The sequence below is a fragment of the Martinezella sp. CNPSo 3959 genome, from assembly GCF_057784355.1.
This window is the reverse complement of record NZ_JBXSOV010000011.1, coordinates 15838-37281: the sequence shown is the minus strand read 5'-3', so window position 1 is coordinate 37281 and position 21444 is coordinate 15838. Positions and strand designations below refer to the sequence as shown.

The following is a 21444-nucleotide window of genomic DNA, read 5'->3' as shown; positions in this document are numbered from 1 at the left end:
GTGTCATTCCCTTCCCTCATTTTTTGCTTAGTTCAGCTATTCGGGTTCTACTCATCGCCTCCAGCCAAGGCCGTTCTTCCGGAATGATCGATCAGGAGCGCAGCACCCGGCTTCAAACAAACGCGCACGCTTTCCCCCGCAGAGGGCGGAATTGCGTCCGCGCTGGTCGTTAAAACCACACGCTGGCCGTCGGCGAAAGCGAGCGTAACGTCATGGCTGAGTCCACGATAGATGCTTTCGACAACCTTAAGTTCAATTATTTCGGCCACTTCCTCGCCAGCTGAAATAAGTTCAACCCGGTCCGGGCGGATTGCGACGAGCGCATCGGCTGGGGGAACCGCTCCGGAAAAGCTGGCACTGATGCGCTGTCCGGCAATCGTAACGAGAGCCGTGCCGCCCGAAATCGAGATGTTTTCGGGCTTGAGAAGCGTATCGATGCCGACGAAACGGGCAACGAAGGCATTGGCTGGCGCCTCGAAGAAGCGCGACGGCACGTCGGTCTGCTCGATCCGCCCCTTGTGCATGACCGCCATGCGATCCGAAAGACTGAGTGCCTCGTCCTGATTGTGGGTGACGAGAATGAAGGTCGCGCCGGTCCGTTTATGAAGCCGCCCGAACTCGTCGCGCATTTGCTGGCGCAGCCGTTCGTCCAGCCCGGTCAGAGGTTCGTCAAGCAGCAGAATACCCGGTTCCATGACGAGAGCGCGCGCCAGCGCGACGCGCTGGCGCTGGCCACCTGAGAGAAGATTGACGTCGCGATCTGCAAACCCTGAAAGTTCGATCAGGTCCAACGCGCCGTCGACCTTCGTTTTCAAGGCAGCACCGGACAACCCGCGCAACTTCAGGCCGTAGCCGACGTTCTGAGCGACATTCATATGCGGGAAGAGCCCGAGCGACTGGAAAACGGTATTGACCGGCCGGCGATTGGCAGGAACATCAGCCATGTTCTTTCCGTCGAAAAGCACACGTCCCGATGTCGGCCTGTCGAAGCCACCGATCAGCTTCAGCAAAGAGCTTTTGCCGCAACCGGACGAGCCGAGCAGCGTAAAGAACTCCCCGGCTCGGATGTCGAGCGTCACGTCGTCGACGGCACGCGTCGGCCCGTAATTTCTGACGATATGGTCGAGACCGATCGCTATCGCCATATCAGACGCTTCCCCCATCGCTTTCGCGGATGAGCAGCAAGCCCTCCTCGCTTACCTCCAGTTCCTGCCCGCCCACCACCAGCGACGTAGCGGTCGCTTCCTCGATGATGAGTGGGCCGGCAACTCTCTCGGAAGATGGCAGTCGTGTGCGCTCGTAGACGGGGCAGGACACCCAACCGGTCGCGCCACCGAAATAGACTTCGCGGTGCCCCTTGAAGGCCGCATCCAGCGATCGGCCGACACGATCGAGTTTCGGGATGGCGATGACCGGGCCATGGAGCACCGCTTCCAGATGGATCATCGTGATCTCGACCGGCGAACCGGGCAGACAGAAGGTATAGGCGCGCTCATGGGCGGCATGAAAGCGTTCCGCAAAGCTTTCGGCATCATCCTCCATTTCGAAGAGAGCGAAGACGCCGTGCTCCTGCCCGCGATAGCGGGCTTCGACGCGGCAGACATAACGTATCTCCGCCGCATCGCCTTTGGAGAAATATTTGACCGCCTCACGCTTCAATTCGTCGAACCGGCGCTTGAGATTGCTGACGGCTTCCCGACCCAGGGGAGCGAACCACGTGCTGCGGAAATCGGCGCGCGGTTCGGCCGCTAGCATTCCCCAGGCCGAAAAGATGCCGGGATGAGGCGGCACGACAGTCATCTTCACGCCAAGATCCCGCCCGAGGCGCGCAGCAAGTGCAGGTCCCGCGCCCCCGGAAATGACGAAAGCGGCATCCCGCGGATCATGCCCACGCTGGACCGTCACCAGCTTCAACGCATTGATCATCGATGCATGCGCGATTTCGACGATTGCGAGCGCCGCATCCTCGACCGATAACCCCATCGGCTTGGCAACCGTCGCAATCGCGGCCGCAGCCTTGGACTTGTCGAGCTGCATCTGGCCGCCAGCGAAGCTTGCCGGATCGAAAATACCGAGCGTCAACAGGGCATCAGAAAGCGTAGGCTTCTCGCCGCCCCGGCCATAGCAGGCCGGCCCCGGTGTCGATCCAGCACTTTGCGGGCCGACACAGAGCGCGCCACGCTCGTCGATGCGGGCGATCGAGCCGCCGCCGGCGCCGATTTCGACGATATCGACTACCGGCACCTGAACCGGATAACCGGGCGCGATACGGGTATGTTCGAGCTTGTATTCGCTGTCGAGCGTCGGGCGGCTGTCATGGATCAGCGAGCATTTTGCCGTCGTGCCACCGACATCGAGCGACAGGACTTCGGATTCGCCAAGCACTGTGCCGATCCGCGCAGCACCCGCCACACCGCCGGCCGGGCCGGATTCCACCAGCGTCAGCGGGCTCATCTGCGCCTGATCGAAGGTGGAGATGCCGCCGTTCGACTGCATGGCATAATAGGGGCAGGTGAGATCGCGCTCGGTCAGCGCACTTTCAAGCCGCGCGAAATAACGCTTGATGATCGGCTGCACATAGGCGTTGAGCACGGCCGTATTGGAACGCTCATATTCCCGCCATTGGCGGGAAACCTCGTGGCTGGCGCAAACCGTGACATCCGGCAGCGCCTCGGCGATAGCTTTGGCGCAGGCGATCTCATGTTCGGGATTGGCATAGCTATGGAGGAAAACGACGGCCACTGCCTCCACATTGCGAGCGCGGCATTCGCGAACGATGGGTTCGATATCCCCAAGCTCGATGGGCGTCAGCACCCGCCCCTTCGCATCCATACGCTCGCGCACCTCGAAGCGCAGGCTGCGCGGCACGAAGGCTTCCGGGCTCTTGAACTGCAGATTGTAGAGATCGGGGCGATTGCCGCGGCCGATTTCCAGCACGTCACGAAATCCCGCAGTCGTCACCAGCGCCGTCTTGACGCCCTTGCGTTCCGTGATCGCATTGATGACGGTCGTCCCGCCATGGGCGAAAAAGATCACATCGCGCGCCGAAAGCCCATCCTTTTTCTCGGCAAGTGCAATCGCCTCAAGGACGCCTTCGGACTGATCGTGAACGGTCGTCAGGCTCTTGGCGGTGAAGATTTCGCCCGAGCGTTCATCATAACCGACGAGGTCGGTAAAGGTACCGCCTACATCCGTCGCCAGCCTGATCATGACGCCATGCCCTCTTCATATCCATACAGCTTGCGCGCTACCTCCCGAGTGATGTAGCCATCTTCGACATCGCGGCGGACCTGTTCCGGCTCGCGAGCGCGCGGATCGCCCCAACCGCCGCCGCCGCCGGTGATGATCCGCACGAGATCGCCGCGCTTCAGCTCGATATGCGGCTCGCGGCCGAAATTGTGGACTTTCCCGCCGTTCTCCTCCACCTGCAGAAGATTGATGCTGCCGGACTTACCGCCTTCTATTCCCCAGGGAGGCGTGTCGGTTCGCCCAAAACTGCAATAGGCGGAAGCGCCGTCTCCGAGGATTTCATAATCGCGAATGACGCCGAAACCGCCGCGACGGCGCCCAGCCCCTGATCCACCTTCGACGTTGAGCTCATAGCGACGTACGAGCAACGGAAAGCGTGCTTCGATGACCTCGACGGAGTAATTGTAGGTATCACCGTCGGTGAGCGCGATCAGCGCATTGGCGCCGTCGCCGTCCCTGCTCGCTCCCCAGCCGCCATGCTGCGGCTCGATATGGATGAACGGCTGCCCCGCCTCGTCCTTGCCGGAAACATAGACGACGCAGAGGCTCGTATAGGAACCGGCGGAGAAACGCTCGGGCATCAGCTTGGCAAGAGCCTTCCAGACGAGTTCTGAGGCATGCACAGAGCCCTCGTAATACCAGCCTGTCGGAGAAGGCTTCTCGGCGGTGAAAACCGAACCTGTCGGTGCGATGACGGAGAGCGGCCGGAACCAGCCCTCATTGGACGGCGCCTGCGGCGCGACCAGCGCCTTGAAAATGGTACGCACCGCCGATTGCAGCGCACCGGCCGCGCAATTGATCGGGCCCGCGACCGCGGGCGGGCAACCGGTGAAATCCGCTGTAAGGCGATCGCCGGAAATCGTGACGGCAACCTTGACCGAAATAGGATCGGTGGTGACGCCGTCGCCGTCGATGATATCTTCCGCCTCATAGGTTCCGTCCGGCAATGCCGCAATGGCGGCGCGCGCCTGCTTCTCGCTCACCGACAGAAGATGATCGAACGCGGCTTCGACGACATCGGTGCCATATTTGCGCGCAAGCTCGGCCATGCGTCTGGCGGCAACGCGGACGGTCGCAACCTGCGCCGTGAGATCGCCTATCGCGACTTCGGGCAGACGGACATTCTCGCGGATGATGCGCAGAACCTCGCCCGAAAAGCGATCGCTACGCATGACTTTCACGCCCGGCAGCCTCAATCCCTCTTGAAAAACGGAGGTCGCATTGGGCGCCAGCGAGCCCGGAACCGAGCCGCCGACATCGAGATAATGCGCAACATTGATCGCATAGGCCAGAATCCGACCATCGAAAAAGATCGGCTTGACGATGGCAAAATCGCAGGCATGCGTGCCGCCGGAATAGGGATCGTTGGTGAGCAGGATGTCGCCGTCTTCCAAATCGTCGCCGTAAAGTGCGATCAGCGATTTGACCTGCGTGCCGAACGTGCCGGTAAAGAGGGTGATGCCGTTCATCTGCGCTACCAGCTCACCGTCACGGGTGAGAAGACCACAGGCAAAATCAAGCACCTCGTAGATCACAGGGCTCATCGAGGTTCTGGCCATGACCACGCCCATCTCGTCGACGGTGGCTGCCAGCTTGCCTTCGATAATCTCCTGCGTCACCGGATCGACGACGATCACGAATCTACCTCTCATCACTATATTCGCACGAGTGCAGATTAGGTGTTTTTTCGTCTATCGATAGCCTTTCCGATGGGTGGGCGGAGATGCCAAAACCCACCCGAACGGGTAGGTTATCGATCAAGCACGCCTTTTTGACGTGCCGCCGTCACGGCCGCGGTCCGAGTCGAGACATTGAGCTTCGCAAAGATATTGCGCAGGTGAAACTTGATCGTATTGTCGGACAAGGCGAGCATCCGGCCGATTTCCTTGTTGGAAAGCCCCGAGCTCAGCAATTCCAGCACCGTGCGCTCCCGGCCTGTGAAAACAGAACCATCTTCACTGCCGACGGCCGGCTCTTCCGATGCGTCCGCATCCGTAAATAGCGATTGAAGGCGCTGGCGGGTAATCGCTGCGACGGTCGGATGTTTGACAAGCGCACGAAGCTCTGAAAGCGCTACCGGGTGGCCAAAACGAAGCAGATTGCGATAATCGGCAAGCGGCGTCGTCAATACGAGATCGGATAGGCGGGCGGCGGCAGGTTCGCTTTGGCCCTCCGCCAGAAGAATTTCGATTTCGATGAGGGCAAGCTCGATTGCACGCGGAACATGCGGGCGCTGCGTCTGGCGCATCATGAATTGATCGAAGATCTCGCGCGCCTTGACCTTGTCGCCAAGGGCCAGATGGGTGCGGGTCCAGAAGATAGCCGGCGTAGCTCCGCGCAAATGAATGGCCAGCGCATTGGCGCGATCCGAAGCGACTGCCTGTATGCCAAAACCATTGGCCTCGGCATGGCGGATTGCATGATCGAGATCGCCGGAGGCCATGAGCAGCATGGCGCGCTCCCCATCGATCAGCCGCGTGAGCCGATCGAAACTACGGCGTCTCGCAGTGGCGCGGATGCGGTCCATGGCCGCATGCGCGGCGAGCAGATCCCCACGCATGCGCAGGACCCGCTGTTCGGCCATGAAGCCGGCAGCCAGAAGATCGAACCAGGTATCGTGAAGCTCGAGATGCGGCAGCGCCCATTCAAGCATTTCCGCCGCGGTTTCCGCCTCACCGCGCATCGACAGAACCTCGGCCTTCAATACTTGGCCGACAGCATCGAGATCGCTGCCTGGACCAATATTGGTCTGGGCTTCGCAGATCAGTTCCTCGTAGGCCGACAGAGCGCTCGCACAATCGCCAGAGAGAAAGAAGGCCTGGCCGATATGGGTATAAAGGTGCATGGCGCCGAAATCGGCGCCGCCGTCGCGAAAGGCGCGAATGGCCAGATGCCCGTAATGCAGAGCCCGGTCAAGCTCGCTGCGGATCAGAAAATTGTAGGAGAGCATGTTGAGCGCAAGCGCCCGATGAATGAGCTCCATTCCATCCGGCTGCCGCAGGTCGTCCTCAAGAGCGGAAAGGTCGGCCGCACTCGCCCAATGGTCGGTATAAAGCGCCAGGAGGATGCGCACCACGCGCACATCCTTTGCCAGGACCGGATCGCCGACGGCCGTCCGGTCGGCGATGACGAGATAATGATTGGCCGCCCCAAGCTGCGCCGCCTTGGCGTTGAAGATCGAAAGGCCGAGGGTCGCAAGTGGAAAACGGGCCAGATCGATTTCCGAGGCATGTCCGCTCAGGGCCTGAAACAATGTTGCGCCGCCGCGGGTGGTGGCATAGACGCGCCGCCATCCGCCAGCGGTTTCGACGATGCGCGCTGCAAGATTGGCATCGCCTGCGGAAAGCGCATGTTGAACCGCTCGGTCTATATCGCCCCGTGCCTCGAACCAGTGTGCCGCACGATTAAGAGCGCGATTGGCATCGACACCCCTGCGACTGGCGGTTTTCTTGAGGAACTCGTTGAAGACGGGGTGAAACCGCATCCAGTTGCCGGGGCCGGCAAGCAAGGTGACCGGAAGCGCGTATTCGGCCAGGCTTTCGCAGAGGTCGGCACGCTCTCTGCTTTCCAGCACCGCTTCGAGCAGAGAATGATTGAAAGCAGGAAGGGCGGCCGTGTCGATGAGAAACTGGCGTATATCCTCGGGCAGATGCTCGAACACCTGCTCCGATAGATAAGAGCCCATATCCGTATCGCCGCCATCGAAAGATGCAAGGATGCTGTCGCTTTCATCCGATTCAGATACGAGCAGGCTCACCATCTGCAGTGCGACCGCCCAGCCTTCGGTCCGGCGATTGAAAGAACCGATCTGCTCCTCCGTCAGATGGGTGCCCTTCCCGGCAAAAAGCTCTCCAGCTTCGGCATCGCTGAAGCCAAGCTCGGTAACGCCGAACTGCTTGAACTCACCCCGCAGCCGCAAGGCCGAGAGCGGAAAGCGTGGCGGGCTGCGGCTGACCAGTACCAGCTTGACGTGCTCGAGCGAGAGGTCGGCGAGGATCTTCGCCATCAGCGCCTCGGTCGCATCCGTCTGCGCGAAATGATAATCGTCGAGAAAGACGACGAGCGGTCCTTCGATCTTGCGCAGGCGGGTCGCCAGCACCGAAAGCAATGCTGCAGCCGGAAGGTTGCCGGCATCAGCCCCATCTTCATGAAGCAGCGTCTGCAAGGCATCAATCAATGCAAGCAGAAAGGCTTCCTGATTGGTGTGTTCGGCATCGAGCGACACCCAGCAGAGCTTGACGCCATCCGCCTTCAGAAGCTCATACCACTGGACGGCGAGCGAAGTCTTACCGTAGCCGGCAGGTGCGACAATGGTCGTCAAACGGCGCAGCCCGGCGCGCCGGAGCTGCCGCAATAGGTCGCTACGTTTGATTGTTTGCTGCCCGCTCGACGGGGGAGCAAATCGATTCTGTCCACTCATGGGGCGGGATGATGATGTCTTGGCAGACAGTTTGCAACCCACGCGAAAACGTTTGCAAAGCCGGTTTTACCTATCTTTTGGAAGAAACCGCCTTACAGGCAAGGGTTGACCGCTGACAAAATTGCAACGGCAAGGCTGAAGCTTTCAGAAATAAGGCATCCCAAGGGAGAAAGCGACCTCAACCGCCCATGAATATGCTCGGACCAACGAAATTTTTCCGTTTCCGCCTTTAAACGGTCCGTTAGGGATTTGTTGACCATAATTGGAGGGTATAGCGATGCCGCAGGCGCGGCGCCTCTGATTTCTGTTTCTCTTAGCAAGGGCGAAAGTCGTATCCGTGCATCACGTGATCTTTTCCATTCCGGCGGCATTTTTCGCCACGACTTTCTCGTTCATCGCTTTCCGGGTGGCGCTGATCGCGATGCTGATGCTCGGCGCCTTTGCCGGTTCGGCGGCGGCCGAGGACAGGGCACTCAAGCTCTTCTTCACGCATACGGGGGAAAGGTCGACCATCGTCTTCAAGCGTAATGGCAAATATGACCCGCGCGGCCTTGCTCAAATCAACCGCTTCTTGCGCGACTGGCGAAAGAACGAACCGACCAGGATCGATCCGGAATTGCTCGATCTCGTCTGGGAAGTCTACCGCCGCAGTGGCGCCAAAGAGTCCATTCACGTCGTTTCGGCTTATCGCTCTCCCTCGACCAACAACATGCTGAGAGGCCGGTCTCGCAGCTCCGGCGTTGCCAAGCACAGCCAGCACACGCTCGGCAAGGCAATGGATTTTTACATTCCCGGCGTGAAGCTCGCGAGCTTGCGCGCAATCGCCATGCAGATGCAGATCGGCGGCGTGGGCTTCTATCCCAATTCCGGCTCGCCCTTCGTGCATCTGGATGTCGGCGGCGTGCGCGCATGGCCGAGAATGTCGCGCCAGGAGCTTGCGCGGCTTTTCCCGAATGGACAGACGCTTCACGTGCCGGCGGATGGCAGGCCGCTGCCGGGTTACGACGTAGCGGTTGCACAATCCAAAAAGCGCCCTTCCCAGATGGCGAGCAAGATCGCGGCCGTTGATGACGACAGTGACGATGTCGGGTCATTCACAGCGTCTCGCAACGTCGAACCCGACCGCAGCCTTTTGACCAGCATGCTGCCAACCCCCAGAAGCCGGGCCGTGGATGGGCTGGAAGCTCAGCTTGGCAAGCGGATGGCTGAAGCAAACAAGAGCGAACCCTTTGCCGACCTCGCGGCCTATGCCGTTCCGCTGCCGGCGTGGCGGCCGACCAGCAGCATCGTCGTCATCCCGACGACCGCGCCGGAAAGACCTGCCCCCACTGCTGTGCTCGCCAGCCTGGTCGTGGGACGCAGCGACGCAGGTAAGCTCCTCGTGTCTGACAATGTGGAGAATACGGCCGAGAGCACCATGGCAAAGATGCAGCCGATCGCCGCCCTTCCCTCGGCGGCGGAGCAAGATGTCTCAGCCGGCGTAGGAGACATGTCGACGGGGGCGATCGTCGCCTGGGCTTTGCGTCCGCCAGGCATGGCCGTCGACATGACACTACCAGGCCTCGTCAGCGCGCCCATTCCGATGCACGACGACATGGCGGAGGTCCAAGCCGGAGCCATCAGCTATGATGGCGACGATTTCGACGTCGAGCGGTTCGGCTTCGAAGGCTGAGGCGAACTCGCACGTTCCAGTAATACGATGCGCCCCGGTCGGAATTGCTCAGACTGGGGCGATCCATTTTATTCCGCGATCGCGACAGATGCCCCTCAACCCGCCATGTATTGAATGTTGCAGCGGCCGTGCACCGAGGATTTCTGCACATGCGCGCGCACGCCGAAAACGCGCTCGATTAACTCCTGCCTCAGCACCTCTTCAGGCGGCCCGGCCGCAACGACCTCGCCATTTTGCAAAACAGCAAGGCTGTCGCAAAACATGGCCGCCAGATTGAGATCGTGCAGCGCCACGATGGAGGTGACATCGAGCTTGGAGACTAAGCCAAGAATATCGAGCTGATGTTGGATATCGAGATGGTTCGTCGGCTCGTCCAGCAGCAGTTCACTTGGAGTCTGGGCAAGCGCCCTCGCAATATGGACGCGCTGTCGTTCACCGCCCGATAAAGTTTGCCACGGCTGACCGGCGCGGCCTTGCATACCGACACGGGCTAGCGCATCGGAAACCGCCGCATCGTCGTGAGCGCTCCAGGCCGACAGGGGACCGCGATGGGGCGTACGGCCGAGACGGACGACGTCCATCACTGTGACCTGCGTATCGGTCGTCGCCTGCTGCTCGACGAGCGCGATGCGACGGGCAATATCGCTCCGCGAGATCGAGGCAATATCGCTGCCGCCGAGCCGGATGACCCCGCTTTTGACCTTCCGCAGCCGGCAGATCAGCCTGAGCAGGCTGGATTTTCCCGAGCCGTTCGGCCCAAGGAGCCCGAGCACCTTGCCTTTTTCCACCGTCAGGCTGACGCCGTTGACGATGAGGCTATTGCCGGCTGCAAAGGTTACCGTGTCCACAGCGATGCTCATGCCGTCCTCCGGGCGCGATAGAGAATGAGGGCGAAGGCCGGAGCCCCGAACAAGGCCGTGACGACGCCAATCGGCAGAATCTGCTGGGGAATGATGACCCGCGAGATGATATCGGCCGCGACCATGAAGATGGCGCCGGCCAGAGCCGCTGCCGGCAAAAGTCGGTCATGGCTCGGCCCGACGACAAAGCGGGCCGCATGCGGAATGACGAGCCCGACAAAACCGATGGAGCCGACGATACTGACGACCGCTGCCGTCATGAAAGCCGTCACGCCCAGCAGAACGACTTGGGCGCGCTTGACCGCAATGCCAAGCGATGCGGCAGCATCCGTGCCGAAGATAAAGGCATCGAGCACGCGGACATGCGCCATGCAGACGGCAAAGCCGATGATGGCGACCGGCCCGGAAAGATAAACGTCCGGCCAGCGCACGCCGCTCATGGAGCCGAGCAGCCAGAACATGACGCCCCTCGCCTGCTCCGCATTGGCCGAGGTGGTGACGATATAGGAGGTGAGCGCGTTGAAAAGCTGCGAACCAGCGACGCCGCATAGAATGATGCGCTCGCTCGTGCCGCCAACCCCGGCAGCAAGCAGGCCGACGAAAAGAAAGGCTGCAACTGCGCCGAGGAAGGCGCCGCCAGAAAGGCCGAGAATGCCGTAGCCAAGACCGAGGATCATGATGCAGACCGCCCCGGTGGAGGCACCGGCGGAAATGCCGAGCACAAAGGGTTCGGCGAGCGGATTGCGCAGCAACGCCTGCAAGACCACCCCGCTCAAGGCAAGCGACGCACCGGTGCTTGCAGCAACGAGCGCGCGGCTCAGGCGATAGTCCCAGACGATCCCCTGATGGATCCGGCTGAGTTCGAAGCTCGTTCCGAACAATCGGTTCGAAACGGCCTTTACGGTCGTCGACAGGGGGATCGAAATCTCGCCGATCGATACGGCGAGACTGATCATGAAGGCCAGAAGAATGGCGGCAGCCATGGCGAGCGCCAAGAGCGCCCACCATGTCCTGCGTTTTGCGGCGAGACCCATATCTTACTGCGCCAAGCCGAAGGACTTGATGCCCTTGGCCAATACTTCAATGCCGTCGATGGTGCGGATGGTCGGGTTCATCGACTGCGCATCCATCATGACAAAACGCTTGTTCTTGACGGCGTCGAGCTGGCTGGTGACGGGATCTTTTTCGAGGAAATCGACCTTGACCTTCGGATCGTCGGCCGCATAGCGGCGGCGATCCATGGTGGCTATGACGATCACGGCTGGATTGGCCTGCGCAATAGTCTCCCACCCGACCATCGGCCATTCCTCTTCCGTCGTCACCACATTTCTGGCGCCGAGCGTCTTCAGGATATAGGCTGGCGCGCTGTTCTTGCCGGCGATATAGGCATCGCCATTGACCTCCTTGCTGGAGAACCAGAACACGATCGGAAGATCCTTGGCCTTGGCAGCGGCAATCGAAGCGACTGCATCCGCCTCGCGCTTTTTCAGATCCGCGATCAGGGCATCGCCACGATCCCTAACGTCGAAGATCTGCGAGAGCTCGGCGATTTCCTGATAGACCAGATCCATCGTGAAAAGTTCTTTGCGCACGCCGTCGCCGCCATCGGCGTTGACCTTGGCAACACAATCGGTCGGTGCAAGATAGGTATTGATGCCGAGCTCGGAAAATTGCTGGCGCTTGCCGACGGTACCCTGCGCGCCGACGTGCCATTCGAATTCGGCCGCGACGAGATCCGGGGCCTTGCCAACGACGGATTCGAAGCTCGGATCGTTATCGGCAAGCCGCGGGATCTTGCTGTTCGCCTCGGCATATTGCGGCGGAACCGGGCCGACCCAGACCGCCGTTCCGGCAATCTTGTCGGCAAGGCCGAGCGAAAAGAGGATTTCAGTCATGCCCTGGCCGATCGAAACGATCTTGGCCGGAGCCTTTTCAAAAGTGACCTGCTGCCCGCAATTATTGATGGTGAGAGGATATTGGGTGGCGGCAAAGCCGGAGCCGGCAAACCCAGTCAGCCCAAGTGCAAATGCAATGGTCGTCAAAAAATGGCGCATGAAAGATCTCGATAGGATTAAGGAAACGGGGCGGCGTCAGCGCGATCGCGCTGAGAAAGACGGCCGCCGGCTGCGGAGATCCCAATCAAGGCCGATAGATGTCGGATAATGTCGAAGGCGCAGGTCAATCATTCTCTGTCCTTTCCGGGCATCCCCGCCCGGCTGATTGGATCGTGATCGACGGCAGGTCTCCTGGCTTGCGGATCTCTGACGATCATCGGCCTTCCCGCAAGCATGCTTGCAGTGGCGCGGCTCAAAGCCTCAGGAAAGAACCAGCAGGCTGGTCATTCCCGGATGATCGGCAATCCGCTTACAGTTGCGGGGGCAGCCACGGTCTAGGTCCCGCTTGGGTCATCCTCACCGTGTTCCCTATTAATCCCCGCGGAGTCTTCCTTGGGGAACCGTCACGTCCAGTTATTCCGGACTGCCCCGTTCCGTCAAGGATGCTTGGATAGGAAATGCGGAAGCGCGGTGCTCATTGCGGAAGGAATGACCGCCAGCCTATGCGGCCTCCGCCAGTTCCACGCGATTTCTACCGCCCGCCTTCGCGCGATAAAGTGCCTTGTCGGCGGCCTCAAGCACATGTTTGAAATCCGTCGTCGGTTCGAGGGAGCAAGCAATCCCGATGCTGACTGTGACATGGACGGCTTCCTGCTCGAACATCAGGGTTGTGCCCTCGATGTCCTTGCGAATTTTCTCCGCGACAGCAGCCGCAGCCCGCGTATCGGTGTTGGGCAGCAGCACGACGATCTCCTCGCCGCCGTAACGGGCGGCAATGTCGGTCTTGCGCACGGTTTGCCTGATGACATCAGCCAACCGCGCCAGAACGGTGTCGCCAAAGGCATGGCCCCAGCTGTCGTTGATCTTCTTGAAGTGATCGATATCGAGCATGATGATCGAGAAGGGGATGCGCCGCATACCGGCCTCCTTGGTGCATCGATCACCTTCACGCTGCAGTACGCGGCGATTGGGAAGCTTTGTCAGCGGATCGAGGCTCGCTTCATTCTCCAGCGCGCGCTGGATGCCGATGCGATATTGCTCCCGCTGCAAGAGATCCGACAACAGCATGACACCGAGGATATTGACGATCGTCACCGGAAGTGTTGCCGAGATCAGAAGGGCACGCGCAACCGCCCACGGCAAAAGGAAGACAACCACAATGGATGAGCAGGTCGCCAGACCGAACAGAGCCGATCGCCGCCAGCCCGTGCCGGTCCATTGCCGTGGCAACAGACTGAGTACATAGCCCACGGTCGCAACGATTACGATGCCGGCAACGCCGATCACGGCGCCCATACCGCCCACCATGTACCGAAACAGCGCCATCATTGCCGCAGCGACAATGGTTCCCAAAAGGCCGCCATAGATTGGCGTAAGGACAAGGAGGATCGACCGGCCATCCTGGATCACACCTGGCATCCATTGGATGGGATCGCCCATGGACAGGATGCCGACCAGCCCGAACAACAGCCCGACGGCCACGGATTTCAAAGCGCCGCGCTCGACGATACGGATGACCCAGGAATAGGCATAGACAATAATCGCCACCTGGCCGAGGACACGTATTAGCGAGATCAGATGTGCTTCGACTTCCATGGCGATTCCCAGTCTTCGCAGCGCGCCGCGATGGATGAGCTGCGGCGGCATGGTCGAAGTCCTTACGAGATACCATGCGATCTCTAAAAATAGTTTATATGCCTCTCATCGATCGGCAGCATCGCGGCACGAATTGACGCATTGCGCTTGCGATAGGCCTGCCCTATGACTGAAACCTTATCCGCGAATGCGGTGGTGGGGACAAGCATGCGAAAGACGATTTCGCGAAGATTTCAGTGGAGCGCGCGCATTCTTTGCGCCGTCGCGCTGTTTCTCGTCGGCTTTGCCCATCAACCGATCGTCGCAACCGCCGACGAGATATCCCCGATCGAACTCGCCCAATACAGGCTGCCGGACGGATCGCTGCCCATCCTCTGCATCACCTATAAGGATGCCGACGGCAAGGCGCATGGGAAAGCCTACGCACCCGGATGCGAAGCATGCCGGATTGCGTCCGCCGCGATGCTGCCTGCGCCTCCGACCGACATTTGTGAGCACCTTGCCTCCCCGCGCGAAGAGACCGTCGTCGCAAGATCGGAGGCGTTCCACCGCCAACTTTATCCGCCGAATACAGGGCCGAGAGCGCCACCCCTCCCAGACATCGTTGGCTGAACCGGCATTGCGGCTTTCGTCGCGATGCCCGCCGTCAATGCCGCCGCTTGCGCGACCATCGCGTCGCGACATCTGAGGATTGGTGTTCACAGCTGCATCTTGCCGAACGAAGCAGGCCAATTGGTCGGCTGCTCAGGGAAAGCAAGCTCACGCCAAACGGCGACCATCTCGCCGCACCCCTCCTCAGATCGTCCCTTGCGGCAGCCTGCCGATCTTCGGAGGATTTCATGTCTGCCTTTACCGCTGCAGAGCCTGCGGCCGCAGCGACCTACAATGTCTCGCTCTATCGCGCGATCTGGCGCTGGCATTTTTTCGCCGGCCTGCTCGTCATCCCTTTCATGCTCAACCTGGCGATCACGGGTTCGTTGTATCTATTCAAGGACCAGATTGCCGATACCTTCTACTCGCATCGCTATCTCGTCACCGAGGCCGGCACCATGCTGCGGCCGCAGCAGATCGCCGACGCGGCGCTCTCGGCCTTTCCGGGCGCCCGCGCAACCTCCTATCACGAAGCGTCGGCGCCGAACCGCTCTGCTTGGATAACGCTGTCCAAGGATGGGCAATCGACCATCGTGTACGTCAATCCTTATGACGGCAGCATCCTGGGGTCGGTGGGTTCGAAACAGGAATTCGGCTGGGTCGTCAAGCGCATTCACAGCCTCGAATATTTCGGCAAATGGACCAATCGCCTCATCGAGATCGTCGCGGGCTTTGCCCTCGTGCTCGTCGTGACGGGCATTTATCTGTGGTGGCCCCGCCAGCAGACGGGCGGCGTGCTCACCGTTCGCGGCACCCCATCACGCCGCGTTTTCTGGCGCGACCTGCATGCCGTGACGGGAGCGCTTGCCGGCATCCTGATCTTCTTTCTCGCCTTCAGCGGCATGCCGTGGTCCGGCTACTGGGGCGCCAACGTCAATGCCTGGCTGACCGCTCACAATTTCGGAACACCGGCGGCAGTCTGGGACGACGTTCCGAAATCGACAAAGGTCACGCAGGATATCGTCAGCCGGCCCGGCTGGGTCGTCGAAAACGCGCCCGTTCCGCTCTCGGATATCGCGGCGCAATCGGCCAAGCCGATCGGTCTCGATAGGGCCGTCGACGTCATGCATGGGTTGGGCATGGTCGCCGGCTCGGATCTTGCCATCCCATCAGATGGGACCGGCGTCTATACGGCAAGCCATTATTTCGGCGACCTCGGCAAGGAACGCACCGTCCATATCGACCAATATTCCGGCAAGCCGCTCGTCGATATTTCCTATGACCAGTATCCGGCGCTCGGCAAGGCGATCGAATGGGGCATCAATGTCCATCAGGGACGGGAATGGGGCCTCTTCAACCAGCTTCTGATGCTGGCCGCTTGTCTCGCCATCATTCTTTGCTGCGTGACGGCAGCGACCATGTGGTGGAAGCGCCGGCCATCGGGCCGTCTCGGTGTACCGCCGATGCCGCCGCAGAAGTCCGTCTACGTGGGCCTCTGGCTCATCGCCATCGTCTTCGGCATGGCTTTCCCGCTGACGGGCGCCGCCATCGTCGCGATGCTGCTCCTCGACCAGCTCCTGGTTCGCTTCGTGCCGCCTCTCCGGCGCTTCTTCTCGTGACGAGGTGAGGCGGAGCCAGAGGCTTCGCCCGCCTGCTCTTCTTCCGGATCAAGGATATCGATCATGCAGAAACACATCTTTGCCTTTGCAGGCAACGAATATCGGTGATCGACCGATCGCCATCACACGATCCGCGGGCTTTCCCCGGATCACCAACATGATAAGGAAATCAAATGCCCCCTATCAAGAAACTGCTTCTCGCTGCAGCTGCAATCAGCATCGCCGTTGCCGGCCAGGCTATGGCGCATGCCCATCTGAAATCTGCCATTCCGGCCGCCGACAGCACGGTCAAGAGCGCCCCGTCGGAGCTCGACTTGGCCTTCTCCGAAAGTCTCAATGTGAAATTCAGCGGCGTTAAGATAACCGGGCCCGACAAGGCGACCGCCAAGACCGGTGAGGCCATGCTGATGAATAGCGGCACCACGCTCATGGTGCCGATAACCGACAAGCTTGCGCCGGGGAAGTACACGGTCGAATGGCACGTGCTCTCTACGGATGGCCACAAGACCAATGGGAACTACAGTTTCACCATAGTACCTTGAACGGCCGGAAGCGGCCGGCAACCATCGGTACGCAAGCTAACTTACTTGCGATAAGCGGACGGATTGATGCCGTGGCGCTGCAGGCGTGCATAGAGACTGCGGCGCGGCAGTCTGAGCGCCTGCGCGACTTCGGCAATATCCCCTTCGAAACGTTCCAGCGTGGCCCGGAGAATGTTTGCCTCGAAATGATCCATCTGCTCGGAGAGGCCAAGCTCCAGCGCGGGCTGACTGCGAACGGAGGAGAGACCTAGCGCCGCTTGGGTCGCATAGTTACGCAGCTCCCGGACATTGCCCGGCCAATCGTGCGTCAGAAACCGTGCCTCCATCGCGGCATCGATGGGGGGACGCGGCACGCCGTGCAGGCGGGCGGCCTCGTCGAGGAAGGCGCTGAACAACAGGCCGATATCGGCGCGGCGCTCACGCAGCGGCGGAATGCGGATTCTCACGGTTTCCAACCGATAGAGCAGATCGGCGCGAAAAAGGCCATCGGCGACTGCAGCATGCAGATCGCTTTTGGTGGCAGCGACAATGCGGAGATCGACAGGGGTCGGCTCGCCGCTTGCCGAAGGCAGCTCGCGTTCCTCGGCGACACGCAGAAGCCGTCCCTGCAACATGGGCGACATGCTGTCGATCTCGTCGAGAAACAGCGTGCCGCGATCTGCCTCGGCAATGCGTCCGCGCCGAACGCGGTTTCCGAACAGAGCCTCGTCGGCGATCGCGTCCGGCAAGGCGGCACAATCGACCGCGACGAAACTGCGGGTACGCCGCCTGCTCCAGCGGTGAATGAGCCGAGCCACAAGCTCCTTGCCGGTCCCGGTTTCGCCTTCGATCAGAACATCCACATCGGCATTTGCGACCTGGCGGATCGTTTCGCGCAACCGTGCCATAACCGTCGTCTGGCCGAGAAGCGGCGATGCATCCTCCGCCTCGGCAACCGCCTGCCGCAAACGCCGGTTTTCCAGCACCAGGCGGCGCGTTTCCAGCGCCCGGCGCACCGATGCGATCAGATGATCGGTGGCAAAGGGCTTGGCAATGAAATCATAAGCGCCCTGTTTCAGCGCCCCGACAGCCATGGCGATATCGCCATGGCCGGTCATCAGGATAACGGGCAAGTCCGGATCGCGCGCCAGCACGGCTTCCAGCAGATCGTGCCCATCGATGCGCGGCAGACGGATATCGCTGACGATCACGCCGGGCAATGCGGTTGCAAGGCTTGCCAGCGCCGATTGCCCGTCACCATGCGTCTCCACGTCGAAGCCCGCTATAGCAAAGGAATCCGTGAGTGCGGCATTGAAGGGGCCGTCATCCTCGACCAGAAGAACTTTCTGCGACGCTTCCAGGGTCATGCTCGCCTCACCGTCATTACGAAAGCCGCGCCACCGAGCGGCGAAGGGCCGATGGTCAATGATCCGCCGAGATCATTCATAATATCCTGGGCAATCCCGAGTCCGAGACCAAGTCCATCGGGCTTGCCGGTAACGAACGGACGGAATATTTCCCTGGTCAGTGCCGGATCGATACCGGGACCATTATCGGCGACAGTCAGTTTCACCATATCCTTTTCGACAGCGTCCACGAGCAGAGCAACATGCGGATCCTCGATACCGGCAACGGCATCGATGGCGTTTTGCATGAGATTGACGAGGACCTGCTCCAGCCGCACCCGTTCGGCAAGCACATGGGGCTGGCCCTGCGCCGGCAGATCCAGCCGCACGCCGGCTTTGCGAAACCGATTCCCCACCAGCAGCAAGGCGCCCGCGATGACGGCATCGAGCGGCTCCGCTCCGGCTGCGCGCCGTCCCCGGCGTGAAAAACGCCGCATCTCCTGCGTGATCGTGCCGATGCGCGCTGTCACTTCGACCGCGGCATCCAGATTGGCGCCAACGCGATCGAGGCGATTGGCCGCGAGATGATGGCGCGCATTCTCGGCAAGGGTGCGGATGGTCGCGACAGGCTGGTTGATCTCATGCATCAACCCCGCCGTGATCGAACCGACGGAAGCAAGCCGGTTCGCCTGGGCAAGTTCCTCACGGGCATCGCGATACCGATCCTCGGCGCGCGCGCGTTCAGCCATCTCGTCGTGCAGCTCGGCCGTGCGTGCGGCGACGGCCTCCTCAAGCGCTCGCCGATCATCCGCTGCTCTGGCCGCTCGGGTCATCCGCCACCAGATCGCAGCGACGATGGCGGCCAAACCCACGATGACGGGCAAAGCCAGCAGCCAGGCCTGCGCCTGCGCCTCCTGCAGCGCCGCGCGGGTGTCGAGAAGATGCAGGAGACGCAGATGCGTCCCGGCCACCGGCTGCTCCGCAGCAATCATGATCCGACCGCGCGGATCGCGTATTCGACCGGCCTGCTCGACGCGATAATTCCCCTGCCCAAGGGCGGCGTCGCGATATTGGCCGCTTGCGGCGATGCCGGCCCGGACTTCGGGGGACAGAGGTGCAAGCGTCGTCAGCACCTGTGACGGGTCGGATGCGGCAAGGATGATCTGATGTTCGTCGACGACAAACGTTTTTCCGCGATCGTTCGCCCAGATCCGCGACACCGCGTCGAACTCGAATTTGACCACGACGACTCCCGCCGGAGCAGCGGCATCGCCGACCCTGCGAGCCAGAAACAGGCCCGGCCGGCCGCTGATGGCTCCAGCACCGTAATATTCCGCCGTGCCGTCTTTCAGCGCCTCGGAAAAATAGGGACGAAAGCTGAAGTTCTTGCCGACGAAACTGTCTTCTGTTCCCGCATTCGACGCGGAAATGACAAGTCCCTTCTGATCGACGAGATAGATGATATAGGCGCCGGTTTCCCGCGCCAGAAAGCCAAGCTTTTCGTCAAGTCGGCGGGCGGCATCCGTTGTGGGGCTCGCGAGCGCCTCACCAAGATCGCGATATTCGCCGAGCACGATTGGAAGAAGCCGGAAGCGCGCCAGCTCACTGTCGAGCAGGCGGATATGCTGGACCGCAAGCCCGCTCGCCTCCGCATCCAGCCGCCTGAGAGCGTCCTGACGCGCAAGCGAAAGCGCCGCATACCAAATGCCCGCGGCAGCGGCTAAACCGGCCACCACCAGCAGCACAATTCGCTTCAGACCTGTTCCGTTCATTTGTGCAGAATATTGCACAAACCCCGAAATAGCCATGCAGAATCTTGCGCGTAGTTTTCCAAGAGCGACGATATCATCCTGAGAAAAATGAAATATATCAATAGAATATCCTGAGTGGCCCTTAAATCTCGTGCACCGCGCTTTCCTCGCATATCAATAGCACCACTGGGAGAGTGGGCCTTCAATACGCAGAACCGTCGGATGTCGGTCGGTCAATGGCATTGCGGATATCGCCTTGATAGTTGCCGCCAGCCAACCGAATGCGCAAGGCCTTCCCTGGCGAACCCGTCGTGTGCAACGCCATTGCTGCATAACGACGATCCGAAGCAAGAACGGGAGGAGAGGAACAATGCTGAATACACTGGATCCCATCACGACGACGGCGGCGACGGAGGCAGCCGCGCGGCGTCAACGTCTGAAATCGATCATCGGCGGCTCCACCGGCAATCTAGTCGAATGGTTCGACTGGTATGTCTATGCGGCCTTCGCGCTCTATTTCGCACCGCATTTCTTCCCGGCCGGCGACCAGACCGCACAGCTATTGAATTCGGCAGCGGTTTTTGCCGTGGGTTTCATCATGCGGCCGATCGGCGCCTGGATCATGGGGCTCTATGCCGACCGCAAGGGCCGCAAAGCCGGCCTCGCCCTGTCGGTGACGTTGATGTGCGCGGGGTCGCTGATTATCGCGCTGACGCCGGGATATGAAACCATCGGCGTTGTGGCGCCGGCACTTCTGGTCCTCGCTCGCCTGATGCAGGGCCTCTCCGTCGGCGGTGAGTACGGCGCCTCGGCGACCTATCTTTCCGAAATGGCCGGCCGCCAGCGCCGCGGATTCTTCTCATCCTTTCAGTATGTCACGCTGATCTCGGGTCAGCTTCTTGCCATCGCGCTCCTGATCCTGTTGCAGGCCGTGATGACGACGGAAGCGTTGAACGCCTGGGGATGGCGCATTCCCTTCTTCATGGGAGCAGCGCTTGCAGTCGTGGTTTTCTGGCTACGGCGCGGCCTTGCCGAAACCGAGAGCTTCAAGAATATGCGCGTGAGCAACACGCAGAAGTCCGGCTTCTGGATGCTCATCACCCGCCACCCCAAGGAAACCGCACTGGTCATGCTGCTGACGGCCGGCGGCACACTCGCCTTCTACGCCTATTCGATCTACATGCAGAAATTCCTGGTCAACACCTCCGGGTTCAGCCGGGAAACGTCGAGCGAGATCAACGCAATCACGTTGTTCATCTTCATGCTGCTGCAGCCGATCGCAGGCGGGCTTTCCGACAGGATCGGCCGCAAGCCGCTGATGATCGGCTTCGGCCTTTGTGGCGTCCTGTTTACCTATCCGATCTTCTCGGCGCTCGAAACCACGAAAGATCCTCTCATCGCCGGCCTGCTGGTCATGGGCGCATTGGTCATTGTCACCGGCTACACATCGATCAATGCGGTCGTGAAGGCGGAGCTGTTTCCTGCCCATATCCGAGCTCTCGGCGTCGCGTTGCCCTATGCCCTCGCCAATACGCTCTTCGGCGGCACAGCCGAATTTGTGGCGCTGAAATTCAAGAGCAGCGGCTGGGAACAGGGTTTCTACTGGTATGTGACGGCGATGATCGGCATTTCGCTCATCGTCTATCTCTTCATGCGGGATACGGCCCGAGACAGCGCCATCCAGGAAGATTGAGAGGATCGCCCAACCGTCGTCATGTCGGCCGGTGAGACCGGCCAATGCACGGGGAAACCAAAAACGGCGAAG

The 21444-nt window shown here is 60.7% G+C and carries 15 protein-coding genes and 1 riboswitch; of the genes, 5 read left to right on the top strand and 10 right to left on the bottom strand.

Annotated elements, in window-relative coordinates:
* Window positions 1–47: 47 nt before the first annotated feature.
* From AC13RE_RS20995 to AC13RE_RS20980, 4 genes are all read right to left on the bottom strand, one after another.
* Window positions 48–1145 carry an ABC transporter ATP-binding protein gene (locus AC13RE_RS20995; protein ID WP_488564351.1) on the bottom strand — a complete coding sequence of 366 codons (1098 nt, stop codon included), beginning with the start codon at window positions 1143–1145 and terminating at the stop codon, window positions 48–50.
* Between the two features lies 1 nt (window position 1146).
* The gene (locus tag AC13RE_RS20990) at window positions 1147–3210 is read right to left on the bottom strand and encodes a hydantoinase/oxoprolinase family protein (protein WP_488564350.1); all 2064 of its coding nucleotides are present in this window, start codon (window positions 3208–3210) and stop codon (window positions 1147–1149) included.
* A complete protein-coding gene (locus tag AC13RE_RS20985) occupies window positions 3207–4901 on the bottom strand; it encodes a hydantoinase B/oxoprolinase family protein (RefSeq protein ID WP_488482418.1) in 1695 nt (564 codons plus the stop codon). The genes AC13RE_RS20990 and AC13RE_RS20985 overlap by 4 nt, the downstream gene beginning before the upstream one ends.
* Window positions 4902–4999: 98 nt before the next feature.
* Window positions 5000–7570 carry a winged helix-turn-helix domain-containing protein gene (locus AC13RE_RS20980; protein WP_488564349.1) on the bottom strand — a complete coding sequence of 857 codons (2571 nt, stop codon included), beginning with the start codon at window positions 7568–7570 and terminating at the stop codon, window positions 5000–5002.
* 436 nt (window positions 7571–8006) lie between these two features.
* Here AC13RE_RS20980 and AC13RE_RS20975 point away from each other — a divergent pair, with 436 nt between their 5' ends.
* Window positions 8007–9341, top strand: coding sequence for a peptidoglycan L,D-endopeptidase MepK (locus tag AC13RE_RS20975; protein WP_488564348.1), 1335 nt, complete (start codon window positions 8007–8009; stop codon window positions 9339–9341).
* Window positions 9342–9436: 95 nt separating this feature from the next.
* Here AC13RE_RS20975 and AC13RE_RS20970 read toward each other — a convergent pair whose 3' ends face one another.
* The 4 genes from AC13RE_RS20970 to AC13RE_RS20955 all read right to left on the bottom strand — a co-directional run bounded on the left by AC13RE_RS20970 (window position 9437) and on the right by AC13RE_RS20955 (window position 13902).
* Window positions 9437–10201 carry an ABC transporter ATP-binding protein gene (locus tag AC13RE_RS20970; RefSeq protein ID WP_488564347.1) on the bottom strand — a complete coding sequence of 255 codons (765 nt, stop codon included), beginning with the start codon at window positions 10199–10201 and terminating at the stop codon, window positions 9437–9439.
* Window positions 10198–11235: a FecCD family ABC transporter permease gene (locus tag AC13RE_RS20965; RefSeq protein ID WP_488564346.1), complete on the bottom strand. Its 1038-nt coding sequence runs from the start codon at window positions 11233–11235 to the stop codon at window positions 10198–10200. Before AC13RE_RS20965 ends, AC13RE_RS20970 begins: the two co-directional genes overlap by 4 nt.
* Window positions 11236–11238: 3 nt before the next feature.
* Window positions 11239–12255 carry an ABC transporter substrate-binding protein gene (locus AC13RE_RS20960; RefSeq protein ID WP_488564345.1) on the bottom strand — a complete coding sequence of 339 codons (1017 nt, stop codon included), beginning with the start codon at window positions 12253–12255 and terminating at the stop codon, window positions 11239–11241.
* A 165-nt stretch (window positions 12256–12420) separates the two neighbouring features.
* A riboswitch (cobalamin riboswitch) is annotated at window positions 12421–12676 on the bottom strand.
* A gap of 80 nt (window positions 12677–12756) precedes the next feature.
* Complete coding sequence (locus AC13RE_RS20955; protein WP_488564344.1) at window positions 12757–13902, bottom strand: GGDEF domain-containing protein; 1146 nt, start codon at window positions 13900–13902, stop codon at window positions 12757–12759.
* A gap of 156 nt (window positions 13903–14058) precedes the next feature.
* On the opposite strand from AC13RE_RS20955, the gene AC13RE_RS20950 reads away from it, so the two are divergent.
* From AC13RE_RS20950 to copC, 3 genes are all read left to right on the top strand, one after another.
* Complete coding sequence (locus AC13RE_RS20950) at window positions 14059–14463, top strand: hypothetical protein (RefSeq protein WP_488564343.1); 405 nt, start codon at window positions 14059–14061, stop codon at window positions 14461–14463.
* Window positions 14464–14690: 227 nt separating this feature from the next.
* Window positions 14691–16061 carry a PepSY-associated TM helix domain-containing protein gene (locus AC13RE_RS20945; RefSeq protein ID WP_488564342.1) on the top strand — a complete coding sequence of 457 codons (1371 nt, stop codon included), beginning with the start codon at window positions 14691–14693 and terminating at the stop codon, window positions 16059–16061.
* Between the two features lie 173 nt (window positions 16062–16234).
* Window positions 16235–16603, top strand: coding sequence for a copper homeostasis periplasmic binding protein CopC (gene copC / locus AC13RE_RS20940; RefSeq protein ID WP_488564341.1), 369 nt, complete (start codon window positions 16235–16237; stop codon window positions 16601–16603).
* Window positions 16604–16644: 41 nt separating this feature from the next.
* Here the strand turns inward: copC and AC13RE_RS20935 are convergent, their stop codons facing one another.
* Together AC13RE_RS20935 and AC13RE_RS20930 are read right to left on the bottom strand one after the other, a co-directional pair.
* Window positions 16645–17949: a sigma-54-dependent transcriptional regulator gene (locus AC13RE_RS20935; protein ID WP_488564340.1), complete on the bottom strand. Its 1305-nt coding sequence runs from the start codon at window positions 17947–17949 to the stop codon at window positions 16645–16647.
* Window positions 17946–19700, bottom strand: coding sequence for a sensor histidine kinase (locus AC13RE_RS20930; RefSeq protein ID WP_488564339.1), 1755 nt, complete (start codon window positions 19698–19700; stop codon window positions 17946–17948). The genes AC13RE_RS20935 and AC13RE_RS20930 overlap by 4 nt, the downstream gene beginning before the upstream one ends.
* Before the next feature lie 349 nt (window positions 19701–20049).
* Here AC13RE_RS20930 and AC13RE_RS20925 point away from each other — a divergent pair, with 349 nt between their 5' ends.
* Complete coding sequence (locus AC13RE_RS20925; protein ID WP_488482406.1) at window positions 20050–21372, top strand: MFS transporter; 1323 nt, start codon at window positions 20050–20052, stop codon at window positions 21370–21372.
* Window positions 21373–21444: the final 72 nt, after the last annotated feature.

Excerpts from the sequence above, each read along its gene's own strand:
- AC13RE_RS20995 (WP_488564351.1), bottom strand. The coding sequence starts at position 1,145 with ATGGCGATAGCGATCGGTCTCGACCATATCGTCAGAAATTACGGGCCG.
- AC13RE_RS20990 (WP_488564350.1), bottom strand. The coding sequence starts at position 3,210 with ATGATCAGGCTGGCGACGGATGTAGGCGGTACCTTTACCGACCTCGTC.
- AC13RE_RS20985 (WP_488482418.1), bottom strand. The coding sequence starts at position 4,901 with ATGAGAGGTAGATTCGTGATCGTCGTCGATCCGGTGACGCAGGAGATT.
- AC13RE_RS20970 (WP_488564347.1), bottom strand. The coding sequence starts at position 10,201 with ATGAGCATCGCTGTGGACACGGTAACCTTTGCAGCCGGCAATAGCCTC.
- AC13RE_RS20965 (WP_488564346.1), bottom strand. The coding sequence starts at position 11,235 with ATGGGTCTCGCCGCAAAACGCAGGACATGGTGGGCGCTCTTGGCGCTC.
- AC13RE_RS20960 (WP_488564345.1), bottom strand. The coding sequence starts at position 12,255 with ATGCGCCATTTTTTGACGACCATTGCATTTGCACTTGGGCTGACTGGG.
- AC13RE_RS20955 (WP_488564344.1), bottom strand. The coding sequence starts at position 13,902 with ATGCCGCCGCAGCTCATCCATCGCGGCGCGCTGCGAAGACTGGGAATC.
- AC13RE_RS20950 (WP_488564343.1), top strand. The coding sequence starts at position 14,059 with ATGCGAAAGACGATTTCGCGAAGATTTCAGTGGAGCGCGCGCATTCTT.
- AC13RE_RS20945 (WP_488564342.1), top strand. The coding sequence starts at position 14,691 with ATGTCTGCCTTTACCGCTGCAGAGCCTGCGGCCGCAGCGACCTACAAT.
- copC (WP_488564341.1), top strand. The coding sequence starts at position 16,235 with ATGCCCCCTATCAAGAAACTGCTTCTCGCTGCAGCTGCAATCAGCATC.
- AC13RE_RS20935 (WP_488564340.1), bottom strand. The coding sequence starts at position 17,949 with ATGACCCTGGAAGCGTCGCAGAAAGTTCTTCTGGTCGAGGATGACGGC.
- AC13RE_RS20930 (WP_488564339.1), bottom strand. The coding sequence starts at position 19,700 with ATGAACGGAACAGGTCTGAAGCGAATTGTGCTGCTGGTGGTGGCCGGT.
- AC13RE_RS20925 (WP_488482406.1), top strand. The coding sequence starts at position 20,050 with ATGCTGAATACACTGGATCCCATCACGACGACGGCGGCGACGGAGGCA.